Genomic DNA, 13,814 nt, shown 5'->3' on the forward strand with positions numbered 1-13,814 from the left:
CCACCCACTGCAGCCCGGCCAGGTCGGCGCCCAGGTCGTCGCCAATGTGCGGAAGCGCGACGTTGGCGATCGTGCCGTCGAGGAAGCCCATGCCGGACCCGAGCACGGTCGTCGCGAGCAGCCGCCGCCCGGCCGGCTCGCTCATCGCGAGCGGCCGCGGCTCCGTGACGGCCGGAACGCCCATGTGGTCCTTCAAGCCCGACGACGCTGCGATCATTCCCGCGGCGGTGAGGGCGGTGGCGCTTCGATAGCGTCTTCGGGATGTCTGCCACCGCACTGAGCCTCGTCCTCACGGCCGCGGTCCTGCACGCCGTGTGGAACATCGCGGCGAAACGGGTCGGTGGTGGAAGCTACGCCTTCGTCTTCTCCTACTCGCTGCTCTCGGCGCTCCTCTGGTCACCGCTCGGCATCGCGGTGCTGCTCGTCAGCGGTGACGGACTCACCCGGACCCTGCTGTTGGCGAGCCTGCTCTCGGGTGCGCTACACATCGTGTACGGGCTCACGCTGCAGACCGGTTACCGCAAGGCGGACCTGAGCGTGGTCTACCCGGTGGCGCGCGGCACCGGGCCACTGATCACCATGCTGTTCGCCATTGTGGTGCTGGCCGATCGGCCCGGAGCCGTTGCCGTCGCGGGTGGTTTCGTGATCGTGGCCGGTGTCGCCGTCGTCGCGTCGGCCCGGTCGGCCGACGCCCCGCAGCTGCACGCGGCCCCGGCCTGGCGGGGTGTCCGGTGGGGTGCCGCGACCGGGCTCGCCATTGCGGCATACACCCTGTGGGACGACCACGCGATGACCCACCTCGCGCTGCTGCCGATCCCCTACTTCTGGCTCGGCACCGCCTGGCAGGCCGGGCTCATGGTGCCCGGGCTGCGCGGCCGTCGGGCCGAGCTGCGGTACGTGCTGCGTGCGCACTGGCGGGAGACGCTGTGCGTCGCGCTGCTGTCACCGCTCGCGTACGTCCTAGTGCTGCAGGCGATGACCACGACGTCGGTGGCGCTGGTCGCGCCGGCACGCGAGTCGAGCATCGTCGTGGGCTCGTTGTTGGCGTGGAAGCTCTTCCACGAGCCGGCACCGGCGCGCAAGTTCGCCGGAGCGGTGGTCGTCCTGGCCGGCATCGCCCTGATCGCCGTATGACGGCCGACGTGGTTCCGGAGCCTCGGCCGTTCGGCCCGGTGCGGAGTCGGCGCCACGGACCCGCTTGTGCAGCCGATCCATCGTGGTGTCGAGTGCGTCGGCGACGTCGGCGGCGTCCTTCAGTTCGGCGAGGAGCGCGGCGGGGACGTCCTGGTCGTACTTGTAGTAGATCTTGTGCTCCAGGCTCGCCCAGAAGTCCATGGCGATCGTTCGGAACTGGATCTCGACCGGCACCAGGACCTTCCCGGTGGACAGGAACACGGGTATGTCGACGATCGCGTGCAGGCTCTTGTAGCCGTTGGGTTTCGGCTGCGCGATGTAGTCCTTGACGATCCGGACCGTGACGTCCTCCTGCCGGGTGAGCAGGTCGAACAGCATGTAGGCGTCGCCCACGAAACTGCAGGTCACCCGGATCCCGGCGATGTCGGTGATCTGTTCGCGGATCGCCTCGAGTTCGGCGGGGACGCCCCTGCGGTCCAGCTTCTCGACCAGGCTGTCGATGGTCTTCACCCGGCTGGAGACGTGCTCGATCGGGTTGTAGTCGTGCATCCGCCGGAATTCGTCGCTGAGGATGGTGATCTTGGTCTCGACCTCGCTCAGCGCGAACTCGTACTCGAGCATGAACCGCTGCATCCGCTGACCGATCGCGCGCACCTGACCGAAGGTGACCTCCTGCTCCGGGTGCAGGATCAGCGGCTCCGCAGGCACACCTCCGCCGGCGTCCTCGCGTTGTTCGTCGATGCTCATGGCGCCTCCAACGTAACCTCTGCGAACCCCGGACGCAGCCGAACCCGCAGCGATCCGGTCCGGGGCACGACGAAGGGCCCCGGCTGATTCGCCGGGGCCCTTCGTCAGGTGGTGCCAGGTCTAGGATTCGAACCTAGGTAGCTTTCGCGACGGATTTACAGTCCGCTCCCATTGGCCGCTCGGGCAACCTGGCGTGGTGCGTGGACGAGGATAACAAGCATCGGGCGGCGCGGGCCAATCGGCGTCCCGCGGGCGGCATACCCGTGAGGGCGCGGCATACTCGGGCGAGCACCGTACTCGCCCGAAGGAGCTGGAGATCATGGCCGACTCGTCATTCGACATCGTCAGCAAGACCGACAAGCAGGAGGTCAGCAACGCGCTGAACCAGGCGGCCAAGGAGATCTCCACCCGCTACGACTTCCGCAACGTGGGCGCAGTGCTGGAGTGGTCCGGCGAGAAGATCGTCATGAAGGCCAACTCCGAGGAGCGCACGCTCGCAGTGCTCGACGTCTTCCAGACCAAGCTGGTCAAGCGCGGCGTCTCACTGAAGTCGCTGGAACTCTCGCACGACGGCGAGCCGCAGTTGTCCGGCAAGGACTACCGCCTGGAGGCGACGCTCAAGAACGGCATCAGCCAGGAGAACGCCAAGAAGATCTCCAAGATCATCCGCGACGAAGGCCCGAAATCGGTCAAGTCGCGCATCGAGGGCGACGAGTTGCGGGTGACCAGCAAGTCGCGCGACGACCTGCAGGAGGTCCAGCGGCTGCTCAAGGCGGCGGACCTGGATGTCGCGCTGCAGTTCACCAATTACCGCTGAACCACGCGTTGCGCGGGTCGGACCCGGTACGAACCCCGTCAGTCCGGGAGCGACACGTTGACCGAGGGCCCGGCTGCGACTGCCTCCTCGATCCCGGAGGCCGGCCCGAACAGCTTCCGCTCGAGCGGCACGGTGAGGTAGGTGGCGAATCCGGGTGCCAGGCGCGTCATCAGGTCGAGCACGACCGCGTCCCCGCCGACGCGGATGCGCGGTTTCGCCCGCTCGACGCCATCGACGATGATGCGGGCCGCCTTCGAGGGTGGCATCCGAAGAAGTTTCTCCCGGTAGATGCGCTCCCGGGCGCGCTGGCCGGCGGTGAGTTCCTCACCCGCTTCCTCGGCGATTCGCGTTGCACTCGACGAGATCGCGGTGGCGACCCCACCGGGATGCACGACGCTGACGTGGACGGGCTGCCCGGTGAGGATCATCTCGGTGCGGAGCGCTTCGGTGAACCCGCGGACGCCGAACTTCGCTGCGCAGTACTGCGACAGTCCGGGCTGGCTGATGACGCCGTTGATGCTGGAGACGTTGACGACAGCGCCATCGCCCGAGGCGACGAGGTGCGGCAGGAAGGCATGGGTGCCATGGATGACCCCGTTGAGGTTGACCGCGAGGACGCGTTCGTAGTCCGCCCACTTGCTGTCCAGCACGTGGCGGTTCCACGCGATGCCGGCGTTGTTGTAGATCTGGTTGACCCGGCCGAAACGTCCCTTCACCTCGTCGGCCCACGACAGCACCGCGTCCCGGGCGCTGACATCGACGACGGACGTGTGGGACGGGCCATCCAGCAAGGACGCCGTCTCCGCCAGGCCCGTCTCGTCGAGGTCGCTGATGGCGACGGACGCACCACGGCGGGCGAGTTCGACGGCGAGGGCGCGGCCGATGCCCGAACCGGCTCCCGTGATGGCGGCGACCTTGCCGCTGACCTTGCTACGTCTCATCTGCGTGCTCCTTGTGCGTTGCCGCGTTGTGGTGAGAACCAGTCTGGGAGCCACGACTGGACCGGGACATGTGCACAATTGCCCGTATTCACCGTTCACGTGGTGCGAACTGGACCACTGGTGGTGACGAGGTCACCCGTCCGAGGAGTGCGGGGGCCGGTCCGCCTCGGCAGCGGCGGAGCCGAGGCCGGCTCCCGCCATGCGCAGCGCCATCCGCGCGTTGTGGTCGGCGATGCGTTCCGGCGACCACGCGTCCCGCTCGTCGTACCACCGCGCGACGTCGATCGACATACCCATGATCGCGTTGGTCGTCATACCGACGTCAGCGCAGTCGAAGTCGCCCGACTCGACCCCGGCGACCAACGCCGCACGGATCAGTTGCTGTATGTCGCGCCGCAGCGCGTCGATGGTCGCGCGGTGCTCCGGCAAGAGCGACGGCAACTCGTAGTTGACCACGCGCGCCATGGTGTGGTCGGTGACGTGCCCGAGCACCAGGCGACGGACCAGCGCCGCCAGCCGGGCGCTCGGGCCGGCGACACCCCGCTGGGCGTCCTGCAAGCCCTGCAGGGTGGCCCGGTGCCCCTCCAGCGAGATCGCGAACAGCAGCGACTCCTTCGTGCGGTGATGCACGTAGACGGCCGCCGGCGACATACCGGCCGCGGCCGCGATGTCGCGTGTCGTTGTGCCGTGAAAACCCTTGGCGCCGAAGGCATCTCTGGCAGCCACCAGTAGCCGGCGCTGTGCGTCGCTCGGTGGTGCGTCGACCGTCTCGGCCATCAGGTCCTCTCGGTGTCACGGCGGCGGACTTTGTGTCCCCGCGTTGACGAGCATGCCGCAGCATGACACGCTAAGCAAGCGCTTAGTCAGTCGGGTGTTCGACCGATCGGCGACACCGACCGGTCGCACCGACGATCCGGCAGCACGCGAAGGAGAAGAGAACGTGCCCACACCGCTGTCGTCCTGGTCAGGTCAGCGCGTCGTCGTGACCGGCGCCGCCCGCGGCATCGGTGCCGCGATCGCGGAGCGGCTCAGCGGCCTCGGCGCGCGGGTCGTGATCAGCGACCGCCTCGACGAACAGCTCCGCGAAACGGCCGAGCGCATCGGCGCACAACCGATCCCGGGCGACCTCGGCACCGAGGACGGCGTCCGCGCCGTGGTCGACGCCGCGCTGGCCCACCTCGACGACATCGATGTCTGGATCGGCAACGCCGGCGTCGCCGCCGGATCCGGGCTGGACGCACCGGAGTCCGAGTGGGACCTGTCGTGGCAGATCAACGTGCTCGCCCACGTCCGGGCGGCGCGGCTGCTGGTGCCCCGGTGGCTCGAGCGCGGCACCGGGCGGTTCGTGATCACCGCCTCGGCGGCCGGCCTGCTGACGATCCTGGACCAGCCCACGTATGCGGTCACCAAGCACGGCGCCGAGGCGTTCGCGGAGTGGCTCGCCGCCAGTTACGGACACCGCGGCATCGACGTGCACGCCATCTGCCCGCAGGGTGTCCGCACCGACATGTATCCCGGCCCGGGCGACAACCCCGCAGCCGCGACCATCGGCCACGACGGCACCCTCGCGCCGGCCGACGTCGCCGACGCCCTGGTGGAAACCCTGGCGCGGGGCGACTTCCTGGTGCTGCCGCACCCGGAGGTCAAGGACTACTTCGCGCTGCGAGCCTCCGACACCGACCGCTGGCTGCGCGGGATGCAGCGGTTGCAGGCACGGATCGACGAGGCAGGTACTGGTCGATGAAGGCCTGGCAGGTGCAGGAGCTGGCCGAGCCGGCGCAGGCGGTCCGGATCACCGACATCCCGAAGCCGGAGCCGGGTCCCGACGAGGTGCAGGTGCGGGTGCTCAGCGCGGCGCTGAACTTCCCCGATGTGCTGATGTGCCAGGGGCTCTACCAGGTGCGGCCCGAGCTGCCGTTCACCCCCGGTGTCGAGCTGTGCGGCGAGGTCACCGCCATCGGTCAGCGCGTCACCGGCTGCGCGGTCGGTGATCGGGTGATCGGCACGGCCGTCATACCGCACGGAGGGTTCGCCGAGTTCGCGCTCATGCCGGCCGAGAGCGCACCGGCCCCGGCCGGCCTGGACGACGACGCGGCGGCGGTGCTCACCATCGCCTACCAGACGGCGTGGGCCGCGCTCTTCCACCGGGCCAACCTCCGACCGGACGAGACCGTGCTCGTCCAGGCAGCGTCCGGCGGGGTGGGCTCCGCGGCGGTGCAACTGGCGAAGATCAACGGCAACAAGGTGATCGCGATCGTGGGCGGCGGACCGAAGGTGGACGCGGCCCGCCGGCTCGACGCGGACGTCGTCATCGACCGGACCGCCGAGGACGTCGTGGCCCGGGTCAAGGAGGCCACCGACGGACGCGGCGCCGACGTCATCTTCGACCCGGTCGGCGGGGACGCCTATGACCTGCTGGCCAAGTGTGTCGCCTTCGAGGGGCGCATCGTGATCGTCGGCTTCAGCGGCGGCCGCATCCAGGCACCACCGCTGAACCACGTGTTGCTGAAGAACTACGCGATCCTCGGATTGCACTGGGGCTACTACCGAACCATGCGCCCGTCAGTGATCGCCGAGGGACACGACCGACTGGCGGCGCTGGCCGCGGACGGCCTCATCCGACCCCTCATCTCCGGACGGCTCGGCTTCGGCGAGCTGCCGGACGGACTGGCCCAGCTGGCCGCGGGCAAGACCATCGGCCGACTGGTCTGGCGCCCCTCAGCCTGATAACGACCCAACCAACACAAGGAGACACATGTCGGAGACACGAACCGCCGTCGTCACGGGTTCCGCCCGTGGCATCGGCGCCGCCATCGCCGAACGCCTCGCGAGTGACGGCCTGGCCGTCGCCGTACTCGACCTCGACGAGGGCGCCTGCCAGACGGTCGTCGACAACATCACCGCAGCGGGCGGCAAGGCCCTCGCCGTGGGCTGCGACGTGAGCGACGAGTCATCCGTGACCGCCGCCGTCGCGAAGGTCGCCGCCGACCTCGGCTCGCCGACCGTGCTGGTCAACAACGCCGGGGTGCTGCGCGACAACCTGATCTTCAAGATGTCCGTCGACGACTGGGACACGGTGATGAACGTGCACCTGCGCGGCAGCTTCCTGATGACCCGGGCGGTGCAGAAGTACATGACCGAGGCGAAGTTCGGCCGCATCGTCAACCTGTCGAGCACCTCGGCACAGGGCAACCGCGGCCAGGTCAACTACTCCGCGGCCAAGGCGGGCATGCAGGGCTTCACCAAGACCCTCGCGATCGAGCTGGGCAAGTTCGGTGTCACCGCCAACGCGATCGCGCCCGGCTTCATCGTGACCGACATGACCAAGGCGACCGCGGACCGCGTCGGTGTCGACTTCGACGAGTTCCAGCAGCTGGCCGCCAAGGAGATCCCCGTGCAACGCGTGGGGCGCCCGGACGACATCGCGAACGCCGCATCGTTCTTCTGCAGCGAGGCAGCCGGTTTCGTCAGCGGTCAGGTCCTGTATGTCGCCGGCGGCCCCTACGACTGATCCTCACCGAGCGGACACCATCGGCACCGGGAGGACACGCAGATCGCCCGATTTCGGGCGGATTTGCGTGTCCTGTCGGTGCTTTTGTGTCCTGTCGGTGCTTTTGTGTCCGGTCGGTAAGGAGCCGGTGGGTGGCGCGGTGGCCTGAGGAGCTACCTCAGCCGCGGAAATAGGTCATCTGCCCGACGCGGTGGGCTACCTCAGGCGGCGAACCTCGATGCCATACACCAGACATCGAAAGGCACCATGATGAACTTCTCGTTCTCGACCGCACCCATCGTCGACGCACAGATCGCCTACCGGCAACAGCAGATCGCACACGACTTCGCCGTCGCGCACGGCTGGGAACTCAGTGCTCGTCGGCTGTTCGGGCGCCGCCGGCGTCCGGCACATCAGACACCGGTCATTCCTCCCCAGGACATCAACCTCGTGCGGCCCGGACGTCTCGGCTGGCGATGAGCACGACCGAACGGGCCGTCGCCGCCCCGCCGGGGCCGTCCACCGGGAACAATGGCGATGTGATCCCCGACTCCGCACCCGCCGGGCCGATCTTCGGCCGCGACGGGGAGATCGACGACTTCGCACAGTTGCTGCGTGACCCGGCGAAGTCGTCGATCACCCTGCTCGGCGGGGACGCCGGCATCGGCAAGACGCGCCTCGTGCAGGAGGTCGCCGCCAGCTGCCGGGCCGCGGGAGGGATCGTGCTCGTCGGGCGATGCCTCGACCTGGGTGACAGCTCCGCGGCATACCTACCGATCACCGACATCGCCCGCGCGCTCCACGCAGTGCCCGGCGCGGCGGGTCGAGAGACCGTCACCCCCACCGAAGCGCTCCGCCCGCTGGAGTTCTTCGAGTCGGTCGCCACGATGCTCGACCAGCTCGCCGACTTCGCTCCGGCCCTCGTGGTGCTGGAGGACGTCCACTGGGCCGACCGCGCCACCCGGGAACTGCTGACCTACCTGTTCACCCGCAACGTGCCGCCCGGCGTGCATGTCGTGGCGACCTACCGCACCGACGACCTGCACCGGCGGCACCCGCTGCGGCCCACGCTGGCCGAGTGGTCCCGGCTGCCGACCGTGCGGCGGGTCCTGCTCAACCCGCTCGACGCGGACCCCGCGCGCGCCCTCGTCGACCACCTCCACCCGAGTTTCGACGACCACGACGCCGGCGAGATCATCCGCCGCTCCGGCGGGAACCCGTTCTTCACCGAGGAGCTCGTCAACGCCTCGATGCAGCATGACGGTTTCGGCGGATCCGCCCTCCCCAGCGACCTCGCCGACCTGCTGCTGGTCCGCACCGACTCGCTCGACGACGACCCGCGCAGAGTGCTCCGCGCGGTGGCCGTCGCGGGCTCCTTGGCGTCCGACACCGCGATCCAGTTCCTCGCCGACCTGCCTCCGGAGCGACTGCACGGCGCGCTGCGCGCCGCCATCGACGCACATCTCCTGGTCACGACTCCCGACGGCAACTACGCCTTCCGGCACGCGCTGCTGGCCGAGGCCGTGTATGACGACCTGCTGCCCGGCGAACGAATCCGCTTGCACGACAAGCTGACCGACGTACTCCTCGAACGCGCCGAGCCGGCCGAGGCCTCGATGCTCGCGATGCACGCCGAGAAGGCCTGCCGTTTCGACGCTGCGTTGCGCGCCCGCCTGACTGCCGGCAAGGAGGCGCTCGACACCGCAGCGCCGTCCAACGCGGCCCGCCACTTCGAGAAGGCGATCGCGATCGCGGCCGGCCACCCGGACGTGACCGGGGTGCCGGACGACCTGTCCGAGCGCGCCGCCGAGGCACTCCTCACCGCCGGCGACCCGCACCGCGCCGCCGACCTGATCCGCGACGTGCTGCGCTCCTTCTGCGGCAGCCCGCTGGACCGCGCCCGCCTCCTGCGGCTCTACCTGTCCGCCCTGCTGCTGACCGACCTGCCGACCATGCACACGCGGCTCGGCGTCGAGGACCTTCCGGACGACGCGGACGAGCTGCTCGACATCGCGATCGGCTGGTCCCGGGACGGCGGCGACAAGGTGCTGCTCGGCCAGCTGCTCGCACTGAAGGCGCACTACCTGCTGGCGTTCGGGCGGTACGAGGCGGCGACGGTCACCGCCAGCGACGCCCTCGCGATCGGGCGCACGGTCGACGAACCGTCGATCATCAGCGATGCCATGACGACACAGGCGAAGCTGGACGGCATCGCGGGTGACCTGACCTCCGCCCTGGCCACCCTGGAGCAGGTGCGGGTGCAGGCGGCGGCCGACGGTGACATCCGCGCCGAGCTCCGCGCCCTGCACCAGCTCGCCGGCCTGCTGGCCCGGACCGACCAGTACCGCCGCGCGGCTGCCACCTTCGCCGAGGCGATCCGCCGGGCCGCGGAACTGCAGGCACGGACGGAGTTGTACGGCATCGACGCGATCATCTTCGCCGCAATGCTCGCGGCGAAGCTGGGCGACTGGACCCGCGTCGACGAACTGCTGGCCGAGACCGACGACCTGCCACCGATGGCGAGGGCATCTTCCATGGCGGCGGGCGTGACCGTCGACGTGGCCCGTGGTCGCTTCGACGAGGTGCGCGCCGCGCACGAAGAGCTGCGACCCCGTTGGCGCCAGGACATGTTCATCCTGGTCAACGACGCACCGGGGATGATCGACGTCCTGGGGTCCTCCGGCGACCTCGACGGCGCCGCCGCCATGTATGACGATGCCACCGAGACCGTCCGGAAGGTGTGGCGCCTCTCGGTGTTCGACGCGCAGATCCGCATGACGGCACTGCTGCTCACCCACCTGGCGGATGCCGTCGCGTCCAAACCGCGTGAGGTAGCGGTCTGGGAGGACCGGGTGGAGCAGCTCCACGCGACCCTTCAGGCAGTGCTCTCGGTGCGCGGCAAACGCGAGTCGCTCGGCCTGGAGTCGCAGGCGTGGTTCGCGCGGGCATGCGCCGAGCTCGCCCGGTTCGCCGGCGACAGCGACGAGGCGATCGTCGAATACCGAAGAGCCGTGGACCTGTTCACCGAGGCAGAGTTTCCCTACGAGCAGGTGTTCGCCGAGCTGCTGCTCTCCCGGGCGCTCTACTCGAGCGGCGACCGGGAAGAAGCACGCGCCTTTGCCGACCACGCTCTCGAGACGGCGCGGCGACTCGGGGCGACGCATCTCATCGCCCAGTTGCGCAGCGGTCGCGCGCGAGGCGAGGCCGCCCGCAACACCACTCTCACACCACGCGAGCAGGACGTCCTCGACCTCGTCGCGGCCGGTATGACGAACGGCCAGATCGCGACCAAGCTGTTCATCAGCACCAAGACCGCGAGCGTCCACGTGTCGAACATCCTGGCGAAGGTGGATGCATCCACCCGCACCGAGGCCGTGGACGTCGCGCGGCAACGCGGACTGCTGGACTGAACCGTCAGCCCTGCGCCAACCGATCGCGGATCTCCGCGCCGATGCGTCGCATTCGTTCCATGACGGACAGCAACCCGGGCGCGGACCCGTCGGTCGGCCAGTTGGCGATCGCGGCGTAGCCGACCGCTCGGCCGCCGCTGCGCACGACGCCGACGTCGGCGCGGATGCCGTCGTCCGTGCCGGTCTTGTTGACCAGCGCCGGGTGGACGTCCTCGTCGATCGTGTTGTGTGCCAGCGGGTCCTCCAGGAAGGCCGACGCCACCATCGACAGATCGGTGCTGAGCGACATCCACTCCTCGACGCGCGGCGAGATGCCCCCGTCATACAACCGGCGCAGGTAGGCGATCAGCGACGCGGCGCTGGCCCGGGAAAGCGTCGGCGGGGTGCCGGGAACCGAGAGGTCACGGGCCTCACCACTCACGTAGTCGAGCAACTCCATCGGTCCCACACCGATCGAAGCACCGTACGCAGCAACGGAATCCAGGCCGACAAGGTCCAGCAGGACGTTGGTGGCGAGGTTGTCACTGACGGCTCCGACCAGCCGGCAGGCGTCGACGACCGTGAGGTCCCGCTGGTCGAGCGTGTGCCACAGCCCGGAGTCGCGCACGAAGCGCGCACCGTCCTTCGTGACGCGGTGATCGGCGGCGAGCGCTCCGGCGTCGATCCGGCGTGCCACCTCGCCGAGCAGCAACAGCTTCCCGACCGAGGCGGTCTTCAACACCGTGTGAGGGGACTGCTCCAGCCAGGGCTGCGGATTGGGCTCGTCGAGTGGAACGACGAGCACGGACCAGTTGATGTTCATCCGAATCTCTCCTGCGAGCGTAGGTGTTCCCGCAAGCTGCTGGTCCCGTCGACGAACGAGCGGCGCACGCCCGCGGGAAGCTCACCGGCGAGGGCTCGCTCGGCCAGTTCGACGGTGCGTTGCTCGACGACGCTCACCGGGAATCCTTCCCGGGTCAGCAGATGCAGCAGCATGTCACCGAGCGTGCCGGACAGCTGCGGCAGCTCCTCGAAGAAGCGCTCGACGTAGGGACGCGTGAACTGCTGATCGGAGTGGCCGAAGAAGTTGGCGGCAACGGCGCTCAGTTCGTGGCTGTTCGGTCGGTCCGACGAGGTGAGCCGCGCCCAGGCCGCCGCCTTGGCCGCCTCGGTCGGGATGCGGGTGCGGGCAGCGATCGCGCGCAGCACACCGCTGACGGACGGGTCCTTCTCCTGCCAGGAGTCGATCTCGTCGTCATCGACCTCGCCGAGCGATGCCAGCCGCCCGATGACCGACCACCGGAACTGGTCGTCGCCCACCAGGAATTCGGGCAGGTCGCGGCCGGCCGCCCAGCCGCGCAGCAGTGACACGTCGGCGGAGGTTCTCGCGACCAGCCGCGCGGCGGTGAGCCGGCGGGAGTCACTGATGCCCTCCAGCTCGAGCACCGTGCGTCCGGTGCGGGCAATACGTTCCAGCGCGCTCGGGGTCCGGGCGGGAGAGAAGTAGCGGCCCGGCATGAACAACGACGCGAACATCGCTACGGCTTCGAGCAGCGGCTCGACCTCTTCGTGCGGCCAGGCCGCGTCGAAGACGTCGAGCGCGGTGGCGGGGTCGACCGTCCCCAGCGCCAGTCCGTTCAACAGGGCGGACCACACCACACCGCGCACGGTCGGGTCCGAGATCGCCGGCAGCTCGTCCGGGATCGACCGCTGTGCCGCCTCGTCCAACGCGCCGATCGCCCAGGTGCGGTCGGTTGCGTTGGGCACCAACAGCTTCGGCGATGCACCGAGGTCCAGACCGTGCACCCGGGTACGGTCGGCGTCGATCCGCACATCGGCCCGGCCCAGCTCGATCCCGCCACCGAAAGCGGCAACGTCCGTGACGTGCGGACGTTGCGCAGGACGGTCCGCCGGGGTGGTCCGCTCGATCGTGACGGTGTCACCGTCCACGCGCGCCGCGAGGACATCGGTGCCGGCGGTCAGCAGCCAGCCTCGGGACCAGTCGTCGAGGTCGAGGCCGCTGGCAGCGCTCATGGATTGCAGGAAGTCGTGGAGGGTGGCGTTCCCGAACTCGTGCGCTCGCAGGTAGTTCCGGACCCCCGCCAGGAACGTGTCCTCCCCCAGGTAGGCAGCGAGCTGGCGCAGTGCGGACGCGCCCTTCGGGTAGGTGATGCCGTCGAGGTTCTCCAGGGCCGCGCGAGCGTCCGGCGCGGGTGACCCGGCGATCGGGTGGGTGGACGGTGCGCGGTCGGCGGCATACCCCCAGTTCTTCCTCGTGGCCGAGAAGTCCACCCACGCCTCGGTGAATTCGGTTGCCTCCGCGGTGCACTGCTGCGCGAGGAACTCGGCGAACGACTCGTTGAGCCAGAGATCGTCCCACCACTGCATGGTGACCAGGTCGCCGAACCACATGTGCGCCATCTCGTGCACGACGACCACTGCGCGCAGCAGATGCTCGGCGCGGGATGCACGGCCGGGGAAGATGAACTCGTCGCGGAACGTGACGCAACCCGGGTTCTCCATTGCGCCCATGTTGAATTCGGGCACGAACACCTGGTCGTACTTCCCCCACGGGTAGCGGATGCCGTAGACCCGGTGGTAGTAGTCGAACCCCTGGCCGGTGACCGTGAAGATCTCGTCGGCCTGTTCGCGCAACCGCTCTGCGAGCGTCGCCCGGGCGTAGATCCCGAGCGAGATCCCGTCGTGCTCGCCGGTCTGCACGGCGAACGGGCCGGCGCAGACGGTGAAGAAGTAGGTCGCGATCGGCTTGGTCTCCGCGAAGCTGTGCAGCCCGTCCCGGGTGTCGGTGCCGGCGCCGTTGGCGATGACCCGCCAGTCCTCCGGCGCCTTCACCCGCACCCGGTACGGCGCCTTCAGATCCGGTTGCTCGAAGCAGGCGTAGATCCGGCCGGCCGACGAGGACGACGGACTGGCGTAGAGGTAGGTCCGGCCGTCCTCGGGATCGACCGTGTGCTGCATGCCCTCGCCGTCGTGGACGTAGGCCATGCTCGCCTCGACGACGAGCACGTTGTGCTCCTGCAGTCCGTCGAGCCACAGTCTGCCGTCACGGACGGCAGACTGCCCGATCACGGTGCCGTTCAACACGATCGACGTGACGTCGTGCGGGATCAGTTCGACGAAGGTCGAGGCCCCAGGGGTTCGGCAGTCGAAGGCGAGCTCGGTCCGGGATCCGAAGAGTTCGTCACCGAGGGTGAAGTCCAGGGTCACGTCGTACGACGAGACCTCGATCAGGGCCTTGCGCTCCTCTGACTCGGTGCGCAGCAGCGACATCCGGC

The 13,814-nt window shown here is 69.2% G+C and carries 11 protein-coding genes, 1 tRNA gene and 2 pseudogenes; 7 read left to right on the forward strand and 7 right to left on the reverse strand.

Translation table 11 applies throughout. The features are described from left to right. Nucleotides 1–184, reverse strand: a pseudogene (locus FHU39_RS23295) (MFS transporter); the annotation flags it as partial. A 77-nt stretch (nucleotides 185–261) separates the two neighbouring features. Here FHU39_RS23295 and FHU39_RS23300 point away from each other — a divergent pair. After that, entirely contained in the window at nucleotides 262–1,134 is an 873-nt protein-coding gene (locus FHU39_RS23300; protein ID WP_183322681.1) for an EamA family transporter, read from the forward strand. A 39-nt stretch (nucleotides 1,135–1,173) separates the two neighbouring features. Here the strand turns inward: FHU39_RS23300 and FHU39_RS23305 are convergent. Both FHU39_RS23305 and FHU39_RS23310 read right to left on the reverse strand, forming a co-directional pair. Next, nucleotides 1,174–1,767, reverse strand: a pseudogene (locus FHU39_RS23305) (GTP pyrophosphokinase); the annotation flags it as partial. Nucleotides 1,768–1,990: 223 nt separating this feature from the next. Beyond that, nucleotides 1,991–2,074: transfer RNA gene (locus FHU39_RS23310), tRNA-Tyr, on the reverse strand. A 126-nt stretch (nucleotides 2,075–2,200) separates the two neighbouring features. On the opposite strand from FHU39_RS23310, the gene FHU39_RS23315 reads away from it, so the two are divergent. Then, nucleotides 2,201–2,698: a YajQ family cyclic di-GMP-binding protein gene (locus FHU39_RS23315; RefSeq protein WP_183322680.1), complete on the forward strand. Its 498-nt coding sequence runs from the start codon at nucleotides 2,201–2,203 to the stop codon at nucleotides 2,696–2,698. A gap of 38 nt (nucleotides 2,699–2,736) precedes the next feature. Here FHU39_RS23315 and FHU39_RS23320 read toward each other — a convergent pair whose 3' ends face one another. Continuing rightward, nucleotides 2,737–3,639, reverse strand: a complete 903-nt coding sequence (locus FHU39_RS23320; protein WP_183322679.1) for an SDR family NAD(P)-dependent oxidoreductase — start codon at nucleotides 3,637–3,639, stop codon at nucleotides 2,737–2,739. 132 nt (nucleotides 3,640–3,771) lie between these two features. Continuing rightward, on the reverse strand, nucleotides 3,772–4,416 hold the full coding sequence (locus FHU39_RS23325; protein ID WP_183323126.1) for a TetR/AcrR family transcriptional regulator: 645 nt from the start codon (nucleotides 4,414–4,416) through the stop codon (nucleotides 3,772–3,774). A 163-nt stretch (nucleotides 4,417–4,579) separates the two neighbouring features. On the opposite strand from FHU39_RS23325, the gene FHU39_RS23330 reads away from it, so the two are divergent. The 5 genes from FHU39_RS23330 to FHU39_RS23350 all read left to right on the forward strand — a co-directional run bounded on the left by FHU39_RS23330 (nucleotide 4,580) and on the right by FHU39_RS23350 (nucleotide 10,539). After that, the gene (locus tag FHU39_RS23330) at nucleotides 4,580–5,383 is read left to right on the forward strand and encodes an SDR family oxidoreductase (protein WP_343066097.1); all 804 of its coding nucleotides are present in this window, start codon (nucleotides 4,580–4,582) and stop codon (nucleotides 5,381–5,383) included. Then, nucleotides 5,380–6,366 carry an NADPH:quinone oxidoreductase family protein gene (locus FHU39_RS23335; protein ID WP_183323128.1) on the forward strand — a complete coding sequence of 329 codons (987 nt, stop codon included), beginning with the start codon at nucleotides 5,380–5,382 and terminating at the stop codon, nucleotides 6,364–6,366. Before FHU39_RS23330 ends, FHU39_RS23335 begins: the two co-directional genes overlap by 4 nt. A gap of 28 nt (nucleotides 6,367–6,394) precedes the next feature. After that, entirely contained in the window at nucleotides 6,395–7,150 is a 756-nt protein-coding gene (gene fabG, locus FHU39_RS23340) for a 3-oxoacyl-ACP reductase FabG (protein ID WP_183323129.1), read from the forward strand. Between the two features lie 246 nt (nucleotides 7,151–7,396). Next, nucleotides 7,397–7,609, forward strand: coding sequence for a hypothetical protein (locus FHU39_RS23345; RefSeq protein WP_183323130.1), 213 nt, complete (start codon nucleotides 7,397–7,399; stop codon nucleotides 7,607–7,609). Then, nucleotides 7,606–10,539, forward strand: coding sequence for a helix-turn-helix transcriptional regulator (locus tag FHU39_RS23350; RefSeq protein WP_183323131.1), 2,934 nt, complete (start codon nucleotides 7,606–7,608; stop codon nucleotides 10,537–10,539). Before FHU39_RS23345 ends, FHU39_RS23350 begins: the two co-directional genes overlap by 4 nt. Before the next feature lie 4 nt (nucleotides 10,540–10,543). Here FHU39_RS23350 and FHU39_RS23355 read toward each other — a convergent pair whose 3' ends face one another. Both FHU39_RS23355 and pepN read right to left on the reverse strand, forming a co-directional pair. Further along, nucleotides 10,544–11,341, reverse strand: coding sequence for a serine hydrolase (locus FHU39_RS23355; protein ID WP_183323132.1), 798 nt, complete (start codon nucleotides 11,339–11,341; stop codon nucleotides 10,544–10,546). After that, nucleotides 11,338–13,809 carry an aminopeptidase N gene (gene pepN / locus FHU39_RS23360; RefSeq protein WP_183323133.1) on the reverse strand — a complete coding sequence of 824 codons (2,472 nt, stop codon included), beginning with the start codon at nucleotides 13,807–13,809 and terminating at the stop codon, nucleotides 11,338–11,340. Before pepN ends, FHU39_RS23355 begins: the two co-directional genes overlap by 4 nt. Nucleotides 13,810–13,814: the final 5 nt, after the last annotated feature.

This window comes from Flexivirga oryzae, assembly GCF_014190805.1.
In the GTDB taxonomy this organism is placed as follows: domain Bacteria; phylum Actinomycetota; class Actinomycetes; order Actinomycetales; family Dermatophilaceae; genus Flexivirga; species Flexivirga oryzae.

What these genes read in the sequence shown, in the direction of transcription:
- FHU39_RS23300 (WP_183322681.1), top strand. Translation starts at nt 262, where the DNA reads ATGTCTGCCACCGCACTGAGCCTCGTCCTCACGGCCGCGGTCCTGCAC.
- FHU39_RS23315 (WP_183322680.1), top strand. Translation starts at nt 2,201, where the DNA reads ATGGCCGACTCGTCATTCGACATCGTCAGCAAGACCGACAAGCAGGAG.
- FHU39_RS23320 (WP_183322679.1), bottom strand. Translation starts at nt 3,639, where the DNA reads ATGAGACGTAGCAAGGTCAGCGGCAAGGTCGCCGCCATCACGGGAGCC.
- FHU39_RS23325 (WP_183323126.1), bottom strand. Translation starts at nt 4,416, where the DNA reads ATGGCCGAGACGGTCGACGCACCACCGAGCGACGCACAGCGCCGGCTA.
- FHU39_RS23335 (WP_183323128.1), top strand. Translation starts at nt 5,380, where the DNA reads ATGAAGGCCTGGCAGGTGCAGGAGCTGGCCGAGCCGGCGCAGGCGGTC.
- fabG (WP_183323129.1), top strand. Translation starts at nt 6,395, where the DNA reads ATGTCGGAGACACGAACCGCCGTCGTCACGGGTTCCGCCCGTGGCATC.
- FHU39_RS23345 (WP_183323130.1), top strand. Translation starts at nt 7,397, where the DNA reads ATGATGAACTTCTCGTTCTCGACCGCACCCATCGTCGACGCACAGATC.
- FHU39_RS23350 (WP_183323131.1), top strand. Translation starts at nt 7,606, where the DNA reads ATGAGCACGACCGAACGGGCCGTCGCCGCCCCGCCGGGGCCGTCCACC.
- FHU39_RS23355 (WP_183323132.1), bottom strand. Translation starts at nt 11,341, where the DNA reads ATGAACATCAACTGGTCCGTGCTCGTCGTTCCACTCGACGAGCCCAAT.
- pepN (WP_183323133.1), bottom strand. Translation starts at nt 13,809, where the DNA reads ATGTCGCTGCTGCGCACCGAGTCAGAGGAGCGCAAGGCCCTGATCGAG.